Source organism: Bacillus cereus group sp. BfR-BA-01331 (assembly GCF_022663915.1).
GTDB classification, from domain to species: Bacteria; Bacillota; Bacilli; order Bacillales; family Bacillaceae_G; genus Bacillus_A; species Bacillus_A mycoides.
Map to the genome: position 1 here is coordinate 345,187 of NZ_JAKUGJ010000003.1, position 24,621 is coordinate 369,807.

Sequence of the window (24,621 nt, forward strand, 5' to 3'; positions counted from 1 at the left end):
AATGATTAACGTGATATAATTTTATTAATAATTTTGAAACTAGAAGGGGTTTAAATGATGGGGAACTTTCAAAGTAATTTTCAAACGGCTACACAAATTGCTACACAAATGAAAAATGCATCGGATACAATTCAAAGTGCGACAAATCGTTCTATAACAAAGGCGAGCCGTACTACACTATCTGTAAATGCCCAGGCGCAAGAAGCGAATCAACAAATGCTAGATTTGACTAGACAATTTTGTGGGGCCTTTCAACAAGCAGTTGATAATATTCATTTAGCAGCTAAGGATTTTGAAAGAATGGATAACGAACTACAAAAGACATTTCGCTAATGCGGCAACCTACGGTAAAGGGAGAAGGGTAGGGAAAATAAGATGAGTCAAGACATTGAAAAGCAAGTAGATCAATTAAATCAAGAATTACGGATAGTATTCGAGAAACAAGATCGAAATCAAGCTACGATTCAAATCCAGAGACAAACAGAAATGGACTTTTATGAATTGAGAAGTCGAAATAACCGTTTATTTAATAGAGTTTTAGAAACATGGCATGGTGATAAAGAAGTTTCTAATTTTTTTATAAATAAGCTTCAAGAATCGCAACATATTGAGCGCAAATTAATATTTGAATTGGAAAATCAAAAAGAAAAATTATTTAAAGAAAGACGCGATCTTAGTGATTTAGAAAACAACCTTACCTATCAGCGGCAACAATTAAAAGGGGAGGACGAAGCATGAGTTTAAATATGTATGTAGGGGAAGTGCAAAATCAGGCTCAGAGCATGAATGCTGTATGTGTTGCTACCATTCAAGGTATGGAACAAACGATTCAATCAATTGATGCTTTTGCAACTGATACGGTTTTGCAAGGACAAACATATAGTAGTGCAAAAATGTTTTTTGTTCAAACCTTTCGTCCTTTAGCGCAAGGTATCATTTATTTATGTGAAGAATTAATTCGTCAAAATGATGCATTCCCAAGCGATTTTCAATCACAAGTTGCTTCCACAGATGTCATCGAACAAGAAATAAGAGAGCAAATTCAAGAAATTAATCGAATGGTCGCAAGTATAGAAGCTATTAGTATTGCTACAGTATTGCCTGGAATAGATGCCATGGTTATTGTTTTAGTGGAGATGAGAAAAAAACTGCAAGAAAAATTAGAGCATCTATATGAATTTAACTATACGTCCAGTAATAACTACAGCACAGCTCTTCAACTAGTGGCTAGCATTACTGCCGGCCTCGCTGAAGTTCAAAGCGGGAAAGGATTTAGTCCTGTAAGTGGTACGTTTAGTACACAAGGATTAAATATGGATTGGACCGTTTCGATTCAAGAAATTGCTGATGAAAGAAAACGTCAAGTTGATAATCTTTTAAAGGAGAGATCAATGGAAGAGGGAGCGGTGTGCAAGAAACCTCCCGAAAAATCTACATCCGAAAAAATTATAGATGGTATTTTAGAAGGTACGGGTCAAGCTGTTGAAGATACAATAGATGGTGTTGTGGCACTTGGTAAATGGGAAACGTGGGAGAACATGGGGTACGTTGTTACTCATTTAGATGAAACCTTACCTGCTATGTGGAACACATTGTCAGATTCGTTTATTAATGATGTAATAAATGGAGACGCTGAAAGTCGTGCTAAGTGGGGAAGTTATGCTTTTACACAAATTGGACTTGGACTTATTGGTGATAAGGGGATAAGTAAAGTCACTACATTAGCAAAAGGTGCAAAATTCTCTACAGGAATGTCTTCTTTCGCAAATGAATTGCCACTGACGGATCGGTTGGCATTTGCAGGTGCAAGTGGATTTGGAAGCAATCAAATAAAAACTTTTGAAGTTTTACAAAAAGCTCGTGAAACATTTATGTTTTCTACGACTGGTAGAAAAAGTAGAGTTAAGGATGTACAAGAGGTAATTAAGGATTATGCAGATAAAGTACTTGATAGGGTAACTGTAGAAAAGGAATATCCTGATTCTTATACGGCATCCCGAGTGTTACGTGAAGAACTAAAAGACGCTGGGATTGATCCGCCTCCATACCATAATGCAGCACATCATATTGTACCGTGGAACGATGGTAGGGCTGTGGAAATACAAAAATTAATGAAAGAGTTTGAAATAGACCCTAACTCTGCTGTTAACGGAGTATTTTTACCTGGATATCGAGCAATAGATAGTAAATATGTAACTACGGAGGCAATGCATATAGGTAATCATGGACCAGAGTATATAGAATTAGTATATGATACACTGACAGAGATTAAAGAGTTTGGTGGTACTCAAGCTGATGCTGTTGCAGCACTCCAGACAATCAGAGAAGGATTATTAGATGGCAGTATAAAACTAAATCAACCAAAGTAATGAAACTTGAGTAAGTAACAGAGCATGTAGGAGGGAAAATATGAAGATTTGGCAATTAAAAAGTAAGTTTAATAACTATGAGTCTTTCCAGTTATTAAATTTTGAAGAAGACCACAAAAAATATATTGATGGAAAAATAAATTCGATAACTCATTTAGCAAATTCATGGGGCAATATATATATAGAGTGTATTGAAGGAGATAATTATAGTGATTTCCCTAAATTTTGGGGAGGAACTGGTGCACCAATGATTAGTGAAAAAGCCAAGCAAGTACTTGAACCTTTAATAGGCGATAATGTTGAATTCTTACCAATTTTACGCAATTCAACTAGTGAGGTATATTACTTGGTCCATGTGTTGAATGTACTAGATGCGATTGATGGAGATAAAGCAATCTTTAAAAAACTGATTACAGGCCTTATAGTAGGTTGTGAAAAGTTCGCATTTGATTTTAATATAGTTCAAAATGAAATGATATTTAAGGTTTACATAAATGGAAAAATTCATCCTACGGCTGTTTTTATTTCGGATGAATTGAAGGTTTTAATTGAACAAAGTGATTTAAAAGGTTTTGAATTTATTGAAGTGTGGGATTCAGTAAAGGATGCGTAAAGAAATCTAATTTAATTAGATTATTGATGGAACCCCATATCTAAGAGAGTAAAAAATAAAAAGCTTATGCATTTGTATAAGCTTTTTATTATGAATAAGTGTAGAAAGGGATGGTAATTAATATTCAATATATATTTTAGGATTACAAAGTAAATAGAAGTAAACGATTTTTTGTTACGTAATAATCTATTTACTTTAGAAGATAAAAGAAATAGTTAAGGAGAATAAGTATGAAAATATGGGAGTTAAAGAGTGGGTTAGATAACTATGAGTCTTTTCAATTATTAAATTTTAAAGAGGATAAAAATTTTTTTGAAGGGAAGTTTAACTCTATAATAAAACTAGTAGATTCATGGAGAAAGTTACCTGTTGAATGTTTAGAGGAAGGAAAGGCCAGTGACTTTCCACATTTCTGGGGAGAAATTGGTGCCCTAATGGTCAGTGAAAAGGCAAAGGAATTATTAGAATCTATAGTAGGTGCTGATGTGGAATTCTTACCCCTTATACGTAACTCAAATAGTGAGATATATTATTTAGTTCATGTATTGAATGTACTAGATGCGATTGATAGTGATAAAGCAACTTTTAAAAAACTGATTACAGGTTTAATAATAGGATGCGAAAAATTTGCATTTGATAATAATACTGTTCAAAATGAAATGATTTTTAAGGTTTATATAAATGGGAAAATTCATCCCACGGCTGTTTTTATTTCAGATGAATTGAAGGTTCTTATTGAACAAAGTGATTTAAAAGGTTTTGAATTTATTGAAGTGTGGGATTCAGAAGAGCTCATGTAAATAAATTCTAAAATTATAAATGGCCCTGATAAGTTTACGATAAAAACTTAAGTCCCCTTGTTATACAAAGTAGGGGACTACTAATCCAGCATTAACGAGCAGTAAAATTCCCACCACAAAATTCGGCTGAACCAAAGAAGTTAGGTGGGAGATCAACTGCTCGTAAAAGCCCGATTGGTCTAGGCTAATAATCAGTGGGGATGGACAAAGCCTCCACTGATTAAAGTTTCACTTTATTTAAGTGTGTTTTATCAACATAATAGTGACTCAAAGCACTTCGCGAAAGGAGGGGCCTATAAAAGTTCTTTTTGTAACGAGAAAATTATTTTTCATGCACAAGCATCGAAACATCATCATTAATCAACGTCCCAACATGTTCACCTAAACAAATTCTTTTCATAACGCCAGGCTCATCAAAGTTAAAGACGTGTGCCGGTAAATTATAATCTCGAGCAAGTAATAAAGCGGCTTGATCCATTACTTGTATGTTTTGCCTAACAATATCGTTATAGTTCAGTTTACTGTACATTTTCGCTGATTTGTTATGTTTCGGATCACTTGTAAAGACACCGTCTACTCCTTGTTTTGCGACTAAAATGGCGTCGCTATTCATTTCAATGGCTCTTTGTACACTTGGGTAATCTGTTGTAACGAATGGTTGCCCGTTACCACCACCGAATATGACAACATAACCATTATCTAAATGATGTACTGCACGTAGGCGAATATATGGTTCAGCTACTGCATTAAAAGGGATGGAAGTCATAACGCGTACTTCTCTATCTGTTTTACTTGTTAAAACGCCGCGAAGCATTAAGCTGTTAATAATCGTACCTAGCGTACCGATATTATCAGCTTCTACACGATCAATTCCCCATTCTTCAGCTAGATGACCTCTGAAAATGTTACCGCCGCCGATGACAATGGATACTTCGATATCTAGGTCAATAATGGATATTATTTCGTTCGCGATATGTTCTAATCGTTTGGAGTTAAAGCTATTTCCAGATTGATCAGCAAGTGCGCCGCCACTTAGTTTAATTAAGACGCGTTTATATGGTTTCATAACAATTCCCCCTATATAGATTGCAATAAAAAAGGAACAAAGGCGAATGCCTTTGTTCCTTCGTAAGAAAATGAAATAGAAAAGAAATAGATATGATGAACTTCTTCACGTGATTTTTCATAACATCCACTCCTTTTCATCCCCATTTATTTAGAATACGTATATCTTTTAGATTATACGAAATAATCTGATGTTTTATCAAGGTTATTTTATTTCTTTTTTATAAAAAAGTGTCAATGAATATTATAAGAAATAAATTTGAATTTTTTGTGACGAACTTGTAGGTTTTTGTATGATTTTGTAGGTTCGCTTATATGATGTGTGAGTAGCTTTTATAAATTCAAATTGAAAGCGTTCGCATGAAGGGGATGAACATAAATGAAAAAATTCGGATTGGCAACACAAATTTTTGTCGCGCTTGTTTTAGGGATTGTAGTAGGGGCAGTCTTTTATGGCAATAAAACGGCGATTTCTTATATCACACCAATTGGGGATATATTTATTCACTTAATTAAGATGATTGTAGTACCAATTGTTATTTCAGCATTAATTGTTGCGGTAGCTGGTGTAGGCGATATGAAAAAGCTTGGGAAACTGGGCGGTAAGACAATTCTTTATTTCGAAATTATTACGACGATTGCTATTTTAATGGGATTACTTGCAGCGAATATATTCCAACCAGGTACTGGCGTTGATATGAGTAATTTACAGCAAAGTGATATTTCTTCTTATAAACAAACAGCAGATGCAACAGAGAAGAAAGGCTTTGCAGAAACGATTGTTCATATTGTACCGAAAAATATATTTGAGTCTATTACACAAGGTGACTTATTACCGATTATATTCTTCTCAGTACTATTCGGTTTAGGAGTTGCAGCAATCGGTGAAAAGGGAAAGCCTGTTTTTAACTTTTTTGAAGGTGTACTCGAAGCGATGTTTTGGGTTACAAATCAAGTGATGAAATTCGCACCATTTGGTGTGTTCGCATTAATTGCTGTTACGGTTGCGAAATTTGGTGTAGCAACACTACTTCCTTTAGGAAAACTAGTGCTAGCTGTATACGTAACTGTTATACTATTCGTTGTGATTGTATTAGGTATTAATGCACGAATGGTTGGAGTAAACATTTTTACATTAATGAAAATTTTAAAAGAAGAACTTATTCTTTCATTTACGACAGCAAGTTCAGAAGCTGTTTTACCTAATATAATGAGAAAAATGGAAGAGTTCGGTTGTCCAAAGGCAGTTGCCTCTTTCGTAATTCCGACAGGTTATACATTTAACTTGACTGGATCGGCTATTTATCAAGCGTTAGCGGCATTGTTTGTTGCACAAATGTACGGTGTACACATGTCACTGACGGAGCAAATAACGCTATTATTCGTTCTCATGTTAACATCCAAAGGTATGGCGGGAGTTCCGGGTGCATCATTCGTTGTTGTATTAGCGACGTTAGGATCAATGGGCTTACCGCTAGAAGGCATCGCATTAATTGCGGGAATTGACCGCATTTTAGATATGATTCGCTCAGCTGTCAATGTATTAGGAAATGCATTAGCTGCCATTGTTATGTCGAAGTGGGAAGGCGAATTCGATGATGAGAAAGCAAAACAATATGTAGAAACGGTCAAACAAACAAAAGCAGCGTAAGAGATTGTTAAGGAGTGAGTAATCATGGCAACATTAACTGAAGTTAAAAATGGAGTACGAATTGAAAAAGATTTTTTAGGTGAAAAAGAAGTACCAAATTATGCGTACTACGGTGTACAAACAATGCGTGCAGTGGAGAATTTCCCGATTACAGGATACAAAGTCCATGAAGGTTTAATTAAAGCGTTAGCAATTGTAAAAAAAGCGGCAGCACTTGCTAATGCAGATGTAGGAAGATTGGAATTGAAAAAGGGTGGTGCTATCGCAGAAGCATCACAAGAAATCCTTGAGGGGAAATGGCATGATCATTTCATCGTTGATCCAATTCAAGGTGGTGCAGGAACTTCAATGAATATGAACGCAAATGAAGTCATTGCCAATCGTGCTCTTGAATTATTAGGAATGGAAAAGGGAGACTATGATTATATTAGTCCAAACAGTCATGTAAATATGGCACAATCAACAAACGATGCATTCCCAACAGCGATTCATATTGCAACATTAAATGCATTAGAAGGCTTATTACAAACAATGGGTTATATGCATGATGTATTTGAATTAAAAGCAGAACAGTTCGATCATGTTATTAAAATGGGTCGTACACATTTACAAGATGCTGTGCCAATTCGTCTTGGACAAGAATTTAAAGCATACTCCCGCGTACTTGAACGTGACATGAAACGTATCAAGCAATCACGTCAACATTTATATGAAGTAAATATGGGAGCAACTGCAGTTGGTACAGGCTTAAATGCAGATCCAGAATATATTGAAGCAGTTGTAAAACATTTAGCTACAATTAGTGAACTACCACTTGTTGGTGCAGAAGATTTAGTAGATGCAACGCAAAATACGGATGCGTACACTGAAGTATCTGCAGCACTTAAAGTATGTATGATGAACATGTCTAAAATTGCGAACGACCTTCGTCTAATGGCATCAGGTCCACGCGTTGGATTAGCGGAAATTATGCTACCAGCTCGTCAACCAGGTTCATCTATTATGCCAGGTAAAGTAAACCCTGTTATGCCAGAAGTAATTAATCAAATTGCGTTCCAAGTAATTGGTAACGACCATACAATTTGCCTTGCTTCAGAAGCAGGACAATTAGAATTAAATGTTATGGAACCAGTACTTGTTTTCAACTTACTTCAATCTATTAGCATTATGAATAACGGTTTCCGTGCCTTTACAGATAATTGCCTAAAAGGAATTGAAGCGAATGAAGATCGCTTAAAAGAGTACGTTGAGAAGAGTGTAGGAATTATTACAGCCGTGAACCCTCATATCGGCTATGAAGCAGCAGCTCGCGTTGCGAAAGAAGCAATTGCGACAGGGCAATCCGTTCGAGAACTATGTGTGAAAAATGGTGTATTGTCACAAGAAGAATTAGAGTTAATTCTAGATCCATTCGAAATGACACACCCAGGGATTGCAGGAGCAACTCTTTTAAAGAAAAATTAAAAGAAGAGGGGGACAATCCCCTCTTTTTTGTTTACAATATAGAAATGCTATATATGAATAGAGGTAGGGATGTTATGAGTAAGTTTACAGTGGCTTCTAATGGTGCATTAGAAACAACATTAAGAGGAGCAGAAGTATTATCAACACCACTTTTAAATAAAGGGGTAGCTTTCACACAAGAGGAAAGAGAAGAGTTAGGTTTAAAAGGGTTATTACCGCCAGCGGTTTTAACGTTAGAAGAACAAGCACGCCGAGCGTATGAACAATTTAGTTCTCAGCCGGATGATTTATTAAAGAATGTATACTTAACAGCGTTACATGATCGAAATGAAGTGTTATTTTATCGTATTTTAACAGAGCATTTACGTGAAATGTTACCGATTGTATATACACCTACTGTTGGTGTAGCAATTCAAAGATATAGTCATGAATACCGTAAACCACGTGGCATTTATTTATCAATTAACGATCCATCAGGTATTGAAGATGCATTTGCAAATATCGGTGCAACAGCTGAAAATATTGATTTAGTCGTTGTAACGGATGGAGAAGGTATATTAGGAATTGGTGATTGGGGTGTTGGTGGAATTAACATCGCAATCGGGAAATTAGCTGTATATACGGCCGCAGTTGGAATCGATCCTAGCCGTGTATTACCGGTAATTTTAGATGTAGGTACAAATCGTGAGGAATTATTAAACAATCCATTTTATATTGGAAATCGTCACCCTCGTATAATAGGTGAAGCTTACGATGAATTTATTGATACGTTTGTTCAAGCGGTAAATAAACAATTCCCGAAAGTGCTTCTACATTGGGAAGACTTCAGTTCTCGAAATGCACGAAAAATTTTAGATAAATATCGTCATGACGTTTGTACATTTAATGATGATATTCAAGGTACAGGGGCAGTTTCACTTGCTGCTGTATTATCGGCAGTAAAAGCTTCTGGTGTACCGTTAAGTGAACACCGAGTAGTTGTGTTTGGCGCTGGTACGGCTGGAATCGGTATCGCAGATCAAGTAAGAGATGCAATGGTTCGTGTCGGCTTATCAGACGAAGAATCACATAATCGTTTCTGGTGTATTGACCGTAATGGGTTGGTTACAGATAATATGGAAGATCTTCTTGATTTCCAAATTCCATATGCAAGAAAAGAAGCTGAAGTAAGTGATTGGAAACAAAATGATGCTATCGGACTTGCTGAAGTTGTGAAACATGTAAAACCGACAATTTTAATTGGTACATCTACTGTTGCAGGCGCATTTAAAGAGGGAATTATTAAAGAAATGGCTTCTCACGTAGAAAGACCAATCATTTTACCAATGTCGAATCCAACGCCACTTGCTGAAGCGAAACCAGCAGATTTAATCGAGTGGACAGAAGGAAAAGCATTAGTTGCAACAGGAAGTCCGTTTGAACCGGTTACATATAACGGTGTAACGTATGTGATTGGACAGTCAAATAACGCACTTATTTTCCCAGGACTAGGTCTTGGTACAATTGTTGTTCGTGCAAGCGTCATGACGGATGGAATGTTCGCAGCAGCAGCAGAAGCAGTTGCAAGTATGGTAGATACAAGTCAGCCAGGAGCGCCTATTTTGCCAGAAGTTGAAGAGTTACGTAATATCTCTGAACTGGTTGCGATTGAAGTAGCGAAAGTTGCAGTTGCAGAAGGTGTTGCTAGAGAGAACTTAAGTGATGACGATATTAAGATTGCAGTAAAAGAATCAATGTGGAAGCCTGAGTATCGTCAAATAAAAGCGGTAGAAAAGGTTAAAATATAGAAATAAAGCCCGTTTATAATTATAAGCGGGCTTTCACTTTTACAATTGAAAAAAAGCATAGGAAGTGGCACCTTTGAATTGGAATCAATTATGGAAGAAAGATATGTATCTTTTAATTATATTAATGGTTGTTGTTCCGATTGCTGGAGAGCTGAATTTTCATCCTTTTAATGATATGTTTCGCGTTAGTTTCGGGACACCGCTTTTCTTCTTTTTATTACTATTTTTAAGAAGAGTGCCAGCAGCAGCTGCAGGTATTCTTGTAGGTATATCTGTAGTCTTATTTCGTGTATGTCTTGACTGGGTATTGCAAGGGTCATTTCATATGACAGAATCATTTTATTTGCGTTATCCTGTGTTCTTTTATTATTTTATTTATGGAAGTCTTTTTTCGCTTTGTAGGGTGAATAAGTTTCATCAGAAGCCAATTGTGGTAGGATGTCTTGGAATTACAATTGAAATTATCGCAAGTATGTCTGAACTTGCGTTTTATCATATGTTAGTACTGGGGACAACGATAACAGTTTCTGAAGTGAATAAACTAATTATTATTGCTATTTTCCGTAGTTTCTTTGCACTTGGTTTTTTAAATATGATGAATTTATATGAAACAAAATTGAAAGAATCACAAGTTCGAAAAGAAAATGAAAATATGTTAATGTACCTCTCTAATTTATATGTGGAATCTGTCCATTTGAAAAAAACGTTACAAAATGCCGAGTTAATTACACAAGAAGCATATCAACTATATCGAAACTTACAAGCGAACGATGATTTAAATAGCAAAACAGCATTAAAAATAGCAGGAGAAGTGCACGAAATCAAAAAGGATAATCAAAGAATTTTTGCAGGACTATCTAAACTGTTATTAGATAAAAATGTGGCTGAGTATGTAGAAGGACATGAATTAGCGGAAATGATTGTAAGAATTAATGAGAAGTACGCTGAAATGTTAGAAAAAGATATACGTTTTTCGGAACATATAGAAGGTGAGCATGCAGAATATCATGTGTACACGGTCTTATCGATTTTTAATAACTTAGTTGCAAATGCAGTTGAAGCAATTGAGGGTAGAGGTCTCATTATTATTAAGCTATATAAACGAGATAAACATATATTCTTTGAAGTAATTGACGATGGTCCTGGTATTGCACAGAAGTATAAAAAATTAGTATTTAAGCCAGGATTTACTTCAAAGTATGATCAAACGGGAACACCTTCAACAGGTATTGGACTTTCTTACATAAACGAAATGGTAACAGAGCTAGGTGGAGAAGTGAGATTAGAAGACCGAGAAACTGGCGGAGGGTGTAAGTTTATCGTTTGTTTACCGGAGTGCAGTTTAAAGCGGGAAGGAGAATGAAGTTGTTTTATTATATCGTAGATGATGATGAAGTTTTCCGCTCCATGCTTTCACAAATTATTGAAGATGGCGATCTTGGGGAAGTAATTGGAGAGTCGGAAGATGGAGCTTTTATTGAAGCAGATCAACTAAATTTTAAAAAAGTAGATATTTTATTTATTGATTTATTAATGCCAATGCGAGATGGGATTGAAACAGTTCGCCATATTGCGTCCTCCTTTACAGGGAAAATCATTATGATTTCTCAAGTTGAATCGAAACAGCTTATTGGTGAGGCGTATACACTTGGTGTTGAATATTATATTACAAAACCATTGAATAAAATTGAGGTTATGTCTGTTGTACGTAAAGTAATGGAACGTATTCGTTTAGAGCGCTCTATACATGATATTCAAAAATCATTGAATAACGTTTTTAAGTGGGAACAGCCGCAAGTTCGAAATGAGCCAATGCAAGAAGGAAAAAGAATAGCAGATTTAGGGCGCTATTTATTATCAGAACTCGGTATTGCGGGAGAGAATGGAAGTAAAGATTTACTTAGTATGTTGGAATATTTATATGGACAAGAAAAAGAGCAAACGTTTGAATTTGGATTTCCTGCGCTAAAAGATATCTTTCACCATATAACTATAAGAAAATTAGAGAATATAGCTTCAGATGCAGATATAGATAAGGAGAGAAAAGCATCTGAACAAAGGGTACGTAGAGCGATTTATCAATCGTTAAATCACTTAGCTTCCCTTGGATTAACAGACTTTTCAAATCCGAAATTTGAAAGCTATGCTCCGAAATTTTTTGATTTCACTGTAGTTAGAAAACGAATGACAGAAATGACAAAGGATGAAGTAGCAACTTCTGGCCATATACGAATTAATACGAAGAAATTTATTCAAGTGTTGTATTTTGAGGCGAAACGGTTGATGGAGATAGAGTGAAAAAAGGTGCTTATATACAAGCATCTTTTTTTATTAAATCTACATTTTATATTTTCTCTTGGAGCATGTAAAATGTTAGTTAAGAGAAACTGGTTTTAAAGTAAGGAAGTGTCAAAACAATGGGTTTTACATTAAATAAATCGATTATTAAAGAAGTATGCGGAGAAACCTCATATAAAAGAGGCGAAGCTTATTATAAATCAAATAAAGTAATAATAAATCATTATGATGAAAATAAAGAAATTTGCGAAGCGACGGTAAAAGGGAACGAAGATTTTCATGTTACAGTAGAAAAAGCTAAAAAAGGTGATGTTGTTGCGAAATGTAGTTGTCCTTCGTTAGCATCTTTTCAAACATACTGTCAACATGTTGCGGCAGTATTGATACAAATAAATTATAATCAGCAAACCGGTGGAATGGTGCCTATTAGTAGCGGGAATATGAGTGGAAATGATCAATTAACAAGCGGGATGTTTCATTTATTTGCAGAAAAATCATTAAGACCAAAAAGTAAACAACACCGTTTTGATACACGTGAAATACTTCATGTTGAATTTATATGTACGCCAGTAGTTACGAAAAATGGTGGGGCACTGCTAGGTATTCAGTTTAAACTCGCCAAGATGTATTTTGTAAATCATATTAGAGAATTTCTTTCCAATGTGGAGAAAAGAGAGTCCTATAATTGTTCGAATGAATTTACATATACACCGGATGTACATAGCTTTAAGCAAGAAACGGATGCGATTATTCAGCAGCTCATTAAAATTTATCATAATGAAAAAATGTATGAGGATACACTGGAAGTACATGCAAAACAAGATGATAGTATGATTTTAATACCGCCAGCTTCATGGAAGGATATGCTTTCTTTACTTTCTAAAGTTGAGTTTGTGGGACTTAATCAAGATGGAAAATCTTTTCACGGTTTACAAATTTCAAAAGGGCTACTTCCTTTACATTTTGAGTTTAATAAAGGGAGTAACGGTGGGTTTACACTTTATATTGACGGCTTACAACAAGTAGAAGTAATGGATACGTATAGTTATGCTCTATTTGGAGGGAAACTGTATCAGTTGAACGCTGAGGATTGTAAGCGGCTTATCGAATTACAAAAAATGATGAATCGTTCTAGTAGTAACCAATTGTATATTCCAGCAGATAAGATGGAACACTTTGTAGCAAAAGTTGTACCAGGGTTAATGAAGCTTGGTACTGTGCGAATTGATGAAGTAATATCAGATCGTGTTGAAACGCCTTCGCTAAAAGCAAAATTGTATTTAGATCGAGTGAAAAATCGTTTGTTAGCAGGTCTCGAATTTCATTATGGAAACGTCGTGATTAATCCGTTAGAAGAGGATGGGCAGCCATCTGTTTTTAATCGTGATGAGAAAAAGGAAAAAGAGATTTTAGACATTATGAGTGAAAGTGCCTTCGCGAAAACGGAAGGCGGTTATTTTATGCATAATGAAGAAGCTGAGTATAACTTTTTATATCATGCTGTTCCAACGTTAAAAGGTTTAGTTGATATTTATGCGACGTCAGCCATCAAATTACGAATTCATAAGGGAGACACAGCTCCTCTTATAAGAGTTAGAAGGAAAGAGAGAATTGATTGGTTATCATTCCGCTTTGATATAAAAGGTATTCCAGAGGCAGAAATTAAAGGGGTATTAGTCGCTCTTGAGGAGAAACGGAAATATTATCGTTTAGCAAGTGGTGCTCTACTATCACTTGAGAGTAAAGAGTTTAATGATATTAATCAGTTTATAAAAGAATCTAGTATTCGAAAAGAATTTTTAAAGGGCGAAGAAATAGATGTCCCTCTTATTCGTAGTGTGAAATGGATGAATTCACTGCAAGAAGGAAACGTATTAAGTTTAGATGAGTCTGTTCAAGAATTGGTAGAGAACATTCAAAACCCTAAAAAGCTGAAGTTTGCGGTGCCAAGTGGCTTAGATGCGATAATGAGGGAGTATCAAACATACGGATTCCAGTGGATGAAAACACTTGCCTATTATCGTTTTGGCGGCATTTTAGCTGATGATATGGGACTGGGGAAAACGTTGCAAAGTATTGCTTTTATAGACTCTGTTTTGCCGGAAATTCGAGAGAAGAAACTGCCTATATTAGTTGTTTCTCCGTCGTCCCTCGTTTACAACTGGCTTAGCGAGTTAAAAAAATTCGCTCCACATATTAGAGCAGTTATTGCCGATGGAAATCAAGCAGAGCGCCGAAAAATTTTAAAAGATATAACGAAATTTGATGTAGTAATTACGTCATATCCTTTACTGAGAAGAGATATAAGGTTATATGCGCAGCCATTTCATACGTTATTTCTTGATGAAGCACAAGCGTTTAAAAATCATACGACGCAAACTGCGAAGGCAGTAAAAACGATTCAAGCAGAGTACCGTTTTGGATTAACGGGAACACCTGTAGAGAATTCATTAGAAGAGCTATGGTCTATCTTCCACGTCGTCTTCCCAGAATTATTACCGGGAAGAAAAGAGTTCGGTGATTTAAGACGTGAAGATATTGCGAAGCGGGTAAAACCTTTCGTGTTAAGAAGGTTAAAGGGCGATGTATTACATGAACTCCCAGAAAAAATTGAGCACTTACAATCATCAGAACTTTTACCAGATCAAAAGAGGCTTTACGCAGCTTATTTAGCAAAGTTAAGAGAAGAAACGTTAAAACATTTGGATAAAGATACGTTACGTAAAAATAAAATTCGGGTTTTAGCTGGTTTAACGAGACTACGGCAAATTTGTTGTCATCCTGCTTTGTTTGTTGATGACTATAAAGGTAGTTCAGCTAAATTTGATCAGTTGCTAGAAATTTTGGAGGAATGCAGAAGTACAGGGAAGAGAATTCTTATCTTTTCCCAATTTACGAAGATGCTTTCGATAATCGGACGTGAATTAAATCGTCAAGCAGTTCCATACTTTTATTTAGATGGGAGTACACCAGCGCAAGAACGTGTAGAGCTATGCAATCGGTTTAACGAAGGAGAAGGGGATCTATTTCTTATTTCGTTAAAAGCTGGTGGAACAGGACTAAATTTAACAGGTGCAGATACAGTTATATTGTACGACTTGTGGTGGAATCCAGCTGTTGAACAACAAGCTGCGGATAGAGCGTATCGAATGGGACAAAAAAATACAGTGCAAGTGATTAAGTTAGTAGCACATGGAACAATTGAAGAAAAAATGCACGAGTTACAAGAGAGTAAGAAAAATTTAATCGCTGAAATTATCGAGCCAGGAGAAGAGAAGTTATCTTCTATTACGGAGGAAGAAATCCGCGATATTCTTATGATTTAATATGGAAAAAGCTATGCTTTCATAGAGATGAAAGCATAGCTTTTTTGTTGTAATAATTATATTTTGTTTTGTACAAAGTAAAGAGATAAAGTGAAACTTTAATCAGTGGGAGTTGTTCATCTCCCACTATTTATTTTATTTCTTTGTACCTTTACTTTTGTATGGTTTTGCAGCTTTCTTTTTCGCACTTGATTGCCAACGGTTCCATCCTTTACTTCCTGTACCTTGTCCTACACCTTTTTTCGGTTTTGCTTTCGTTTTACTCATATGATCACTCCGTTATATAAAAAATCTGATTTGATAATAGCCAATGTTTTAGAAAAATACTATCGATAAATGACTATGCTTGCTTTAAATAAAAACAAACTGCTTGAATGCTATAGTATATCATGAAATTGCAAGTAAACTGAAAGGAATTATAAAGAAAATGAAAATAATAAGAAATACTGCGGATTCTATATTTCGAACAATCACACTAGTTGTTGTATATATGTTAGTTTCAATTAGTGAAATGTTTTTTGGATTGAAGAGACAAAGGAAATAAAAATGTTATATTAAGAACAATCGGTAAAGGCATAAAATAAAGAATTGAAAAATTTTTTAAAACTTTTTGTTGACTTTATCTATTTTTTGTATAGAATAATCATTAATAAAATGTTTCAGAGATGTGACAATAAAACGACTATGAAAGGACGAGTAGTAGTAGGATGTAGTTTAAGCGAGTCAGGGACGGTGTGAGCCTGATACGAAGCCTATTATGAAGAACCTCCTGGAGTCGCTAACCGAAATCCTTTATAGGAAAGTAGACTTAGCCGGGAACTTCGCCGTTACAAGAAGAACAGTATCGAGATTTTTTGATCTCCGTACTGTATAAGTGAGCAACCTCTGTTGCTAATTTGGGTGGTACCGCGGAACCAAAGTCTTTCGTCCCAGTTTTTTGGGAAAGAAGGGCTTTTTTTGTTGGCTTCTTTTCACAACATCCAAACATTTTAGGAGGAAACCACCATGTATCAATCATTAATGACAGTAAGAGAGACTCAAATCGCAATTAAGGAAGTTAAAACATTTTTCGAGGATCAATTAGCAAAACGTCTTGAACTATTCCGCGTATCTGCACCATTATTCGTAACGAAAAAATCAGGATTAAACGATCACTTAAACGGTGTAGAACGCCCAATTGAATTTGATATGTTACATTCAGGAGAAGAATTAGAAATTGTGCATTCACTAGCGAAGTGGAAAAGATCCGCATTACATGAATACGGATATGAAGCTGGTGAAGGTTTATATACAAACATGAACGCGATTCGTCGTGATGAAGAACTTGATGCAACGCATTCCATTTATGTTGACCAATGGGATTGGGAAAAGATCGTTCAAAAAGAATGGCGTACTGTAGATTACTTACAAAAAACAGTACAAACAATTTATGGAATATTCAAAGAATTAGAAGATCACTTATTTGAAAAGTATCCGTTCCTTGGAAAGTATTTACCAGAAGAAATTGTTTTCATTACTTCTCAAGAACTGGAAGATAAATATCCAGAATTAACACCGAAAGATCGTGAACATGCAATTGCGAAAGAACATGGTGCAGTCTTTATTATTGGAATTGGTGATGTACTCCGTTCAGGTGAAAAGCATGATGGACGCGCAGCAGATTATGATGATTGGAAATTAAACGGTGACATTTTATTCTGGCACCCAGTACTACAAGCTTCATTCGAATTATCATCAATGGGAATTCGTGTTGATAGTAAATCACTTGATGCGCAATTAACGAAAACAGGTGAAGATTTCAAACGTGAGTACGATTTCCATAAAGGTATTTTAGAAGACGTTCTACCATTAACAATTGGTGGTGGTATCGGCCAATCAAGAATGTGTATGTACTTCTTACGTAAAGCGCATATCGGTGAAGTCCAATCTTCTGTATGGCCTGACGATTTACGTGAAGCTTGCAAGAAAGAAAACATTCATTTGTTTTAATAGAAATATGAGGGAGAGTGGCTCGAAAATAGAGTTACTCTCCCTTTTTTATTGTGTAAACTGCTGGTTTACAGTGAGTGTTACTAATAGTTTCTTTCTTTTTTATCTCCTTTTATGTAATAATTTGTTAAAGGAGGGGGCGTTATGAACTTGGGAGAACAATTAAAAAAATTACGAGAATCAAAAGGATTTTCACAAGAGGATGTCGCTAAGAAAATTGGGGTGACGAGGCAAGCGGTGTATAAGTGGGAAAATGATAAAAGTTACCCTGACATTGATAATTTAATTTTATTGAGCGAAATGTACAACGTTACGCTCGATGAATTAATAAAAGGGAATCAAAACTTTAAAGAGAAAATACATATTGATGAAGAAGATGAGGATTTTGAGAAAGAGAATGAGTTTGGTTTTTATATTGGATTTGGTTTGCTAATTATGAGTGCTTTCATTGATTACGAAGGAATTCAAGAGATTTTATTAGGGGCTGCGCTATTCATGATGGTCTTTTATTCCGATGTGAAGAAAGTTATTTTGAATGAATTTCGCTCGTTATTTAAAGGGAAAGATATATATGATAAGAAGTGAGAAGAGTCCGTTATATTTCCTAGGAAAAGGTATTGCGAATAATTTAATTGTTTTATAGCGGTTTTTATATATAGGTAATATGTTAAAAAGCTGTTTGTATAGAGTCTTGAAATCTATGTGTAAAATGATAATAAAGTTATTTAATTTTAAAAGCTCAAACGAGTATAGCCCCGTTCTAAAGTTAGGACGGGGTTGAAAATCTAAGTTTTATTGAATAAGAATTTTCTTCAAATATTTTTACTTCAGCAATGCATATTTCAGTAAAGGCTTTTTATAAAACATCACTTACTTATTTATTACCGAGTTCTTCCGCTAAACCGATTAAAATTCCTTCGGTTCCACGAATGTAGCAGAGTCGATACGAGTTCTCATACTGAACTACTTCACCAACGAGCTGAGCACCATGCTTAGTCAGTCTCGATACCATTTCGTCAATGTCTTCAACGGTGAACATGACGCGCAAATAACCGAGGGCGTTTACAGGAGCTGTCCGATGGTCTGCTATAGTAGGTGGGGTGAGAAATCGCGAAAGTTCAATTCGGCTGTGGCCATCTGGCGTAACCATCATAGCAATCTCCACGCACTGAGTACCCAATCCGGTTACGCGACCAGCCCATTCACCTTCAACAGTAGCTCGCCCTTCGAGATTCAAGCCAATCTCCTCGAAGAAAGAGATTGCGTCATCAAGTGATTCTACAACGATGCTGACATTGTCCATTCGTAGTAATCGGTTGTTTGCCATAGTTTTTATCTCCTTTTATGTATAAATTTATTATTTAATTATCCTTATAATTATACTAAAATCTCTTCTAAACAAAAAACATCTTGTCACAGTGTAGGAAAATGTGACAAGGTGTTTTCGGGCATAGTATATAAAATCTTGTTAACGAATAACACTTCGTAAACCCTTTACTATTGAAATATGCGAGAACTTTATTTCGTGAATGCTATCATTTCAAGAATTTGATACTGTAATTGCTATTCGATAGAATAACTTCGACTTTCCCACAAAACAGTCCTACCCTGTTTCTATTTATATAGGAAGGAAATAGATTCATATATTTTTTAAAGTTTTACCGGTGGAAATTAACTCATCTGCACTAAAGGTTCAATTTTCGCCATAAATGATTGATGAAGTGCTTCAACACCCGTTACTAAATGAAGACGGTCAATAACGACAGATACTTTAATTTCTGATGTACTTACCATTTTAATATGAATATCTTCTTCTTTTAAAGTAGTGAACATATTCGCAGCAACCCCTGGGTTAGATACCATACCAGATCCTACAATTGATACTTTTGCTAAATGATTTTCATGTTCTACAGATTCATAGTGAAGTGCTTCTTGATTTTGTTCCAATACTTCTAATGTTTCTCTTAAATCATTAGAATGGATTGAGAAGGAGAGGTGAACAGTTCCTTCATTTGTAATACTTTGAATAATAATATCTACATTAATATGTGCTGCTGCTAATGTAGAGAAAACTGTTGAAAGTGCACCTTGTTCTAACCCTTTAATTGTGACACGTGTAATATTATCCTCAAATGCAATACCTTTAACGATTGATTGTTGTTCCATGTTACATTCTCCCCTTACAATTGTTCCGTTTTCTTGTTCCATACTTGAGCGAACTTCTAAAATTACATTATGATTTTTAGCAAATTCAACAGCGCGTGGGTGTAATACGCCAGCACCGAGGTTGGCAAGCTCTAACATTTCGTCATAAGAAATTTCATCTAATTTATAAGCATCTTGTACAACTCGTGGATCAGTCGTATATACGCCGGTCACATCCGTATAAATATCACATTTTTTTGCTTTTAGTGCAGCAGCTAATGCGACAGCAGTCGTATCGGAGCCACCGCGGCCAAGTGTGGTAATTTCATTTTCTTCACTTATTCCTTGGAAACCAGCTACTATAACAATCGTGCCTGCAGTAAGGTAAGACTGAATACGAGTGGTGTTAATGTCAGTAATCCGTGCACTACTATGTACAGATTCTGTCGTAATACCAGCTTGCCATCCTGTTAATGAAATTGCGTTATAACCTTTTGTTTGTAGTGCTATTGTTAATAATGAAATAGTTACTTGTTCTCCTGTAGATAGGAGCATATCCATTTCACGTTTACTTGGATTCTCAGTAATAGCGTTAGCAAGTGCTACAAGTTTATCCGTACTTTTTCCCATTGCTGAAACGACAGAGACAATACTATGTCCTCGTTCATATTCTTCAATAATTAAATTTGCTACATGTTGAATGCGTTCGACGCTTCCGACAGAAGTACCGCCAAATTTTTGTACAATCGTTTCCATTACGAATTCCTTCTTTCGTCCATTTTTAAGAATAGGTTAGGACATATACAAATCCCAATATTCCTGTAGTTACCAGAGAGAAAAACAAAAAACACCATCTCAAATAAGTGAGGATGGTGCTGTTACAGGAAAAGGGAAACAGAAAACGGAGCTAATAAAAAAACCGCCAAAAAAGGAATATCATAAAAATGATATCTCTTTTTTGTAGATAGCTCTTCATACGTACACGTCTGTACATATGACAGTTCTGTTTCTATTCGAAAACAGCCCCAATTGATAAATGCAGAGAAATTTATCAATTTCGGCAACACTTCCTTTCCTCTAAAATCATAGACATCTCTGTGTCTCCTTTAGAATACTTATAAGCGTTGCAACCTCTATCTCACGTTTTAGGCGAGAGTGTATGATTTATGAAGTTGTTGGTAACATTTGTTTTATAATAATTTAAATTTTTCAGGGAATCAAGTGTTTTTTGTATTTTTTTGAAATTCTATCTTTTTATTAAATTAGTTTGTGAAAAATGTAGCAAAATAAATTCATTGCATGTACATTGAAAATATAGCGCATGGGAGGTGGAAGGATGGGGAAGAAAAAACCTATTTATGTAGCAACAGAAATGAACACAACAATGGAGAAACTATGGGCATATACACAAGAGCCTGATATACATACAGAATGGGATGCTCGTTTTACTGAAATTTCGTATTTAGAAAAAAAAGAGGGAGAACCACAGAAGTTTTTATATAAAACAAAGATCGGATTTGGTCTTGAAATAGCCGGAGAAGGGGAATCGATAGGTGAAATAAGAAAAGAAACTGGGGAGCGCATTTCCTCTTTGAAATTTTGGACAGACAATCAATTATCACTTATACAAATTGGGCGTGGTTATTGGAAGTATACCCCGAATGGAGAACATATTCATTTTGAAACGCAATATGATTATGATACAAGGTTTGGTCGTATAGGAAATGTGATGGATTTATATATTTTTCGTCCACTATTAGGTTGGGCAACAGCATGGAGTTTTGATGCTTTAAAATTATGGTTAGAAAAGGGACTTCATCCAAAGTTGCTAATTAGAAGAACGATGACGTATTGGCTAGTTTGCTTTTTATTTGCTTTCGTATGGTTATATCAAGGGATTGTACCGAAATTGATGTTTACTCATTCAGAAGAAGTAAAGATGCTTTCTGCACTAATCGGATCGAATGAAAGTAGTATTTTTATACTTAAAATAGTTGGATTTTTAGAAATAATATGGGGTGTTATGTGGCTATTGCCACTTCAAAAGCGAAAACTATTTATATTGCATATTATATTGTTGATAGTTTTAACATTAGCGGCAGGATCGACGAATATCGCTAGTTTTACGCAACCGTTTAATCCGATTACATTAAATTTTCTTCTAATAGGGTTATCGATTGTCGGTTATATAAATAGCACTAATTTGCCAAGCGCAAAAAATTGCAAGAGGACGAGAAAGGGATAAGTATATGGTTAATATTTATGAAAGATTATTAGGGGATTCTTATAAAAGGCTTCATCCAAAATTGCAGGAACGATATGCGATAACAAAGGAAAATAGCTTTATTGGGGAAGGGGAAATGGATGAAATTTATGGAGGATCTTTTTTCGTTAAATTAATATTAAAAATTACATCGAAGTTCCGTATGTTTTTCTCTGAGCGAGGGCAAAAAGTTCCGTTTGTGATACATAATACCGCTGAGCGAGATGGACAGGGGAAAGAATTTGTACGGTGGAATCGTACTTTTTATTTTCATAATAAGAAAAGATATTTTAACGCTGTTATGAAGTTGGATGAAGAGAATAATGAAATTGTAGATTATTTTGGTGAGCCACATATACTCGTTTCTACATTGAATTTCTATATTGATGAAAAAGGCGGGATACATATTTCCTCAAAGAAACAATGGTTTTATATGTTTGGTAGAAAAATCCCGTTACCAAAATTTTTATATGGAGAGGCAAAAATTGTTGAAAGTTATGATGATGCACTGCAATGTTTTCGAATTCATGTACAAGTACGGAATCCGTTAATTGGTTCGTTATTTTCATATAAGGGAACATTTGTGGAAAGGAAATAAACGAGATGAAAAATATACTATTTGGGCTTGCTTGTTATATTATATTTCTAATATACGAGTGGTCGAATGTAAATCCTGTTGAAGCAATCATATTGTTATCTATTTTGTTATTTATACCGATGTCATTTTGCATTATTGATAAGAAAACAAGAAATGGATCGTATGTATTATTTTATAAATTTGTATCGCTTTTATATCCAATTGCAGCAGTTAGTGCAATGCTAGCTTTCGTAACAAATTACTTTTTCTTTGCGCTACTTTGGTTTGTATATACAGGAATCGTTGCATTATTTGGTGTAAGTAGATTGCTAGAAAGAGGATGGAAGCCTCTAGAAGAAGTAGCTATAGATAGTGCGTTTATTTATTTGTTTTTAGGTGGTTTTTGGTTTTTTGCTTCAGTAGCAAAGGTTTCAATTATGCACTTTAGTTCTGACATTGTTTTACTTACAGCGGCACACTTTCATTATTCGGCATTTCTATTGCCGTTATCAGCTGGTTTACTTGGAAGAAAAAGAGAACAGGGAAGTAAGTTATATGATGCTATTATGTTTATCATCGTCATTTCTCCAATGACAGTTGCAATAGGAATTACGTATTCGAGGGTATTTGAATTTTTTGCAGTGTTCATATATTTATGTGCCATTTATGGATATGGAGTTTACGTGTGGAGAACGAAATTCAATACTATAAGTGCGAAGGTACTTTTAGTTCTTTCTTCTAGTACACTTATGGTAACAATAATGTTTTCACTCATATATTCATACGGGAATTTCAAACAAGTAATGACGATTACAATTGCACAAATGGTCTGGATTCACGGTGTTGTAAATGGAATTGGAGTAGCGTTACCAGCTTTTCTTGGTTGGATGATTGAAAAGAGTACTCCGAATTATAAATATTACGGGAAAACAATGAGCAGGTTAAGAGGAAATGCGACAGTTGGTGAAGCATTTTTACATAACAGAAATTTAATAGATAGCAAAGAATACAAAGGTTTAGTTGATAAAATGAATGATTTTCATAGTGAGGCATTTGACATGACGAAGATTCCTTTAAGTATTATTCGTTTTTATGAAAATACAAAAGAGTATGAGTTACAATCGCATATTAAATGGACTCGTTGGTTCCGCCCGGTTGCATTTTGTTATGAGAAAATGAGTAAGCGTGTAGGACAAATACATTTAGGAATGGGCGGCAAGTGGGAAACGATGCATGGCTCTATCATTGGGATAATAGATGAGAAGGATGGAAGAGAGAATGTAAGGGCTTGGCTAAGAAAAAATGAAGCAGGAGAGTCTGTTTTTGTAGCCCTCTATTCAAAGCATGCATACAAGAACGAGACATATATGAATATCGCATTGCCTTTACCATATTCGAATATGACTGGTATTTTGAAGTTGTACAATGATACGAACCAGTTAATGATTACAAGTAAGCTAAGAGAGCGTCGTAAGGGAGATGAAGGGATATACTTACATACCCGCTTCTTTACAATACGCTTACCATTAGCAGAGACTTTTATTATTAAAGAGAGAAAGGATCGAATATTAGAAGCTAATCATAGAATGTGGATATTTGGAGTTAATTTTTTAGAAATTGATTATGAGATTAAGAAAATAGAGGGAAAGTAAGAAAGGCTTGGAGAGATTCCAAGCTTTTTTACGTATGGGTAATTGTCATAGCAACTTGTTTATCCAAGTCTTGGTCCCAAACACGCTGAATTTCAAACGTACCTTTTTCAAAAAATAATGGGAATCTCTCTTTAAACCAATCTTGCATAGGAAGATTGAGTGCTGTATCAATTGGCACCCATAATAATTCGCCTTCAGGAGGATTCAAAAGGAGTTCACCTTCAAATGAATCTGTCCAATAGTTAAATACCATATATCGAACATTTTCTTTCGGATTTACGTATTCATCTAATCCCTTAAAAGTTAAATTTGAAACAAGTAATCCAGTTTCTTCTTTTACTTCTCGTTTAGCAGCTTGAACGATACTTTCTGGAAAATCTACTTTACCGCCAGGAGCGATGTAACCAGGGAAGCCTAGATGATCCGGCCGTTGTATTAGTAATACTTCGTTATTATGCTGAATCATACACATTGTATAAATGCGGTGTTCGACGCTTTTCCAATTCGTGCTCATACGAATCTCTCCTCTTATATAATAAGAATCTTATAGTTTAACTATAGTTATTTGTTCCAAAAAATACAATAATAAGACAAAATTATACAAAATTCGATTGACTATTAC

21 protein-coding genes, 1 riboswitch and 1 other annotated feature are annotated in these 24,621 nt (G+C 35.2%); of the genes, 16 read left to right on the top strand and 5 right to left on the bottom strand.

From position 1 onward, the window contains the following. Nucleotides 1-54 precede the first annotated feature (54 nt). From MR155_RS08550 to MR155_RS08570, 5 genes are all read left to right on the top strand, one after another. Nucleotides 55-333 (top strand): TIGR04197 family type VII secretion effector, encoded by a 279-nt coding sequence (locus tag MR155_RS08550; protein ID WP_219301959.1) that lies wholly within the window; start codon nt 55-57, stop codon nt 331-333. A gap of 42 nt (nt 334-375) precedes the next feature. Beyond that, nucleotides 376-738, top strand: coding sequence for a DUF3958 family protein (locus MR155_RS08555; protein ID WP_219301960.1), 363 nt, complete (start codon nt 376-378; stop codon nt 736-738). Further along, nucleotides 735-2,369: an AHH domain-containing protein gene (locus MR155_RS08560; protein WP_242309236.1), complete on the top strand. Its 1,635-nt coding sequence runs from the start codon at nt 735-737 to the stop codon at nt 2,367-2,369. The genes MR155_RS08555 and MR155_RS08560 overlap by 4 nt, the downstream gene beginning before the upstream one ends. Before the next feature lie 40 nt (nt 2,370-2,409). Next, complete coding sequence (locus tag MR155_RS08565; protein WP_219301962.1) at nt 2,410-2,982, top strand: imm11 family protein; 573 nt, start codon at nt 2,410-2,412, stop codon at nt 2,980-2,982. A gap of 230 nt (nt 2,983-3,212) precedes the next feature. Next, nucleotides 3,213-3,782 (top strand): imm11 family protein, encoded by a 570-nt coding sequence (locus MR155_RS08570; protein WP_242309238.1) that lies wholly within the window; start codon nt 3,213-3,215, stop codon nt 3,780-3,782. A gap of 322 nt (nt 3,783-4,104) precedes the next feature. Here MR155_RS08570 and pyrH read toward each other — a convergent pair whose 3' ends face one another. Then, nucleotides 4,105-4,848 carry a UMP kinase gene (gene pyrH / locus MR155_RS08575; RefSeq protein WP_002012233.1) on the bottom strand — a complete coding sequence of 248 codons (744 nt, stop codon included), beginning with the start codon at nt 4,846-4,848 and terminating at the stop codon, nt 4,105-4,107. A 378-nt stretch (nt 4,849-5,226) separates the two neighbouring features. On the opposite strand from pyrH, the gene MR155_RS08580 reads away from it, so the two are divergent. The 6 genes from MR155_RS08580 (at nt 5,227) to MR155_RS08605 (ending at nt 15,373) form a co-directional block, all read left to right on the top strand. Beyond that, nucleotides 5,227-6,498 carry a cation:dicarboxylate symporter family transporter gene (locus MR155_RS08580; RefSeq protein WP_002086365.1) on the top strand — a complete coding sequence of 424 codons (1,272 nt, stop codon included), beginning with the start codon at nt 5,227-5,229 and terminating at the stop codon, nt 6,496-6,498. A 24-nt stretch (nt 6,499-6,522) separates the two neighbouring features. Then, nucleotides 6,523-7,962, top strand: coding sequence for an aspartate ammonia-lyase (gene aspA / locus MR155_RS08585; protein WP_002012229.1), 1,440 nt, complete (start codon nt 6,523-6,525; stop codon nt 7,960-7,962). Between the two features lie 74 nt (nt 7,963-8,036). Then, the gene (gene malS / locus MR155_RS08590; RefSeq protein ID WP_242309241.1) at nt 8,037-9,749 is read left to right on the top strand and encodes an oxaloacetate-decarboxylating malate dehydrogenase; all 1,713 of its coding nucleotides are present in this window, start codon (nt 8,037-8,039) and stop codon (nt 9,747-9,749) included. Between the two features lie 64 nt (nt 9,750-9,813). Then, nucleotides 9,814-11,112, top strand: coding sequence for a sensor histidine kinase (locus MR155_RS08595; protein ID WP_242309243.1), 1,299 nt, complete (start codon nt 9,814-9,816; stop codon nt 11,110-11,112). Nucleotides 11,113-11,114: 2 nt separating this feature from the next. Beyond that, nucleotides 11,115-12,047, top strand: a complete 933-nt coding sequence (locus MR155_RS08600) for a response regulator (RefSeq protein ID WP_219303707.1) — start codon at nt 11,115-11,117, stop codon at nt 12,045-12,047. A 119-nt stretch (nt 12,048-12,166) separates the two neighbouring features. Continuing rightward, nucleotides 12,167-15,373 (top strand): DEAD/DEAH box helicase, encoded by a 3,207-nt coding sequence (locus MR155_RS08605; RefSeq protein WP_219301967.1) that lies wholly within the window; start codon nt 12,167-12,169, stop codon nt 15,371-15,373. Between the two features lie 135 nt (nt 15,374-15,508). Here the strand turns inward: MR155_RS08605 and MR155_RS08610 are convergent, their stop codons facing one another. Beyond that, nucleotides 15,509-15,640 (bottom strand): DUF3934 family protein, encoded by a 132-nt coding sequence (locus MR155_RS08610; protein WP_000047589.1) that lies wholly within the window; start codon nt 15,638-15,640, stop codon nt 15,509-15,511. Between the two features lie 408 nt (nt 15,641-16,048). Further along, nucleotides 16,049-16,308: a binding site (T-box leader), on the top strand. A gap of 70 nt (nt 16,309-16,378) precedes the next feature. Between MR155_RS08610 and asnA the strand changes: the two genes are divergently transcribed. Both asnA and MR155_RS08620 read left to right on the top strand, forming a co-directional pair. Next, entirely contained in the window at nt 16,379-17,362 is a 984-nt protein-coding gene (gene asnA / locus MR155_RS08615) for an aspartate--ammonia ligase (RefSeq protein ID WP_113938085.1), read from the top strand. Between the two features lie 144 nt (nt 17,363-17,506). Beyond that, nucleotides 17,507-17,947 (top strand): helix-turn-helix domain-containing protein, encoded by a 441-nt coding sequence (locus MR155_RS08620; RefSeq protein ID WP_061688938.1) that lies wholly within the window; start codon nt 17,507-17,509, stop codon nt 17,945-17,947. 289 nt (nt 17,948-18,236) lie between these two features. Here MR155_RS08620 and MR155_RS08625 read toward each other — a convergent pair whose 3' ends face one another. Together MR155_RS08625 and MR155_RS08630 are read right to left on the bottom strand one after the other, a co-directional pair. After that, on the bottom strand, nt 18,237-18,689 hold the full coding sequence (locus MR155_RS08625) for a VOC family protein (protein WP_113938087.1): 453 nt from the start codon (nt 18,687-18,689) through the stop codon (nt 18,237-18,239). 344 nt (nt 18,690-19,033) lie between these two features. Continuing rightward, nucleotides 19,034-20,263, bottom strand: a complete 1,230-nt coding sequence (locus MR155_RS08630; protein ID WP_113938088.1) for an aspartate kinase — start codon at nt 20,261-20,263, stop codon at nt 19,034-19,036. Between the two features lie 201 nt (nt 20,264-20,464). Continuing rightward, nucleotides 20,465-20,651, bottom strand: a riboswitch (Lysine riboswitch). Nucleotides 20,652-20,843: 192 nt separating this feature from the next. On the opposite strand from MR155_RS08630, the gene MR155_RS08635 reads away from it, so the two are divergent. From MR155_RS08635 to MR155_RS08645, 3 genes are read left to right on the top strand one after another with little or no spacing between them, the layout of a single operon-like run. Continuing rightward, a complete protein-coding gene (locus tag MR155_RS08635) occupies nt 20,844-21,752 on the top strand; it encodes a DoxX-like family protein (RefSeq protein ID WP_113938089.1) in 909 nt (302 codons plus the stop codon). A 4-nt stretch (nt 21,753-21,756) separates the two neighbouring features. Next, nucleotides 21,757-22,368: a DUF4166 domain-containing protein gene (locus MR155_RS08640; protein WP_219301970.1), complete on the top strand. Its 612-nt coding sequence runs from the start codon at nt 21,757-21,759 to the stop codon at nt 22,366-22,368. 5 nt (nt 22,369-22,373) lie between these two features. Beyond that, entirely contained in the window at nt 22,374-23,999 is a 1,626-nt protein-coding gene (locus MR155_RS08645; protein ID WP_242309246.1) for a YndJ family protein, read from the top strand. Nucleotides 24,000-24,027: 28 nt separating this feature from the next. On the opposite strand, the gene MR155_RS08650 is transcribed toward MR155_RS08645, so the two are convergent. Continuing rightward, nucleotides 24,028-24,513 carry an 8-oxo-dGTP diphosphatase gene (locus MR155_RS08650; RefSeq protein ID WP_002135545.1) on the bottom strand — a complete coding sequence of 162 codons (486 nt, stop codon included), beginning with the start codon at nt 24,511-24,513 and terminating at the stop codon, nt 24,028-24,030. Nucleotides 24,514-24,621: the final 108 nt, after the last annotated feature.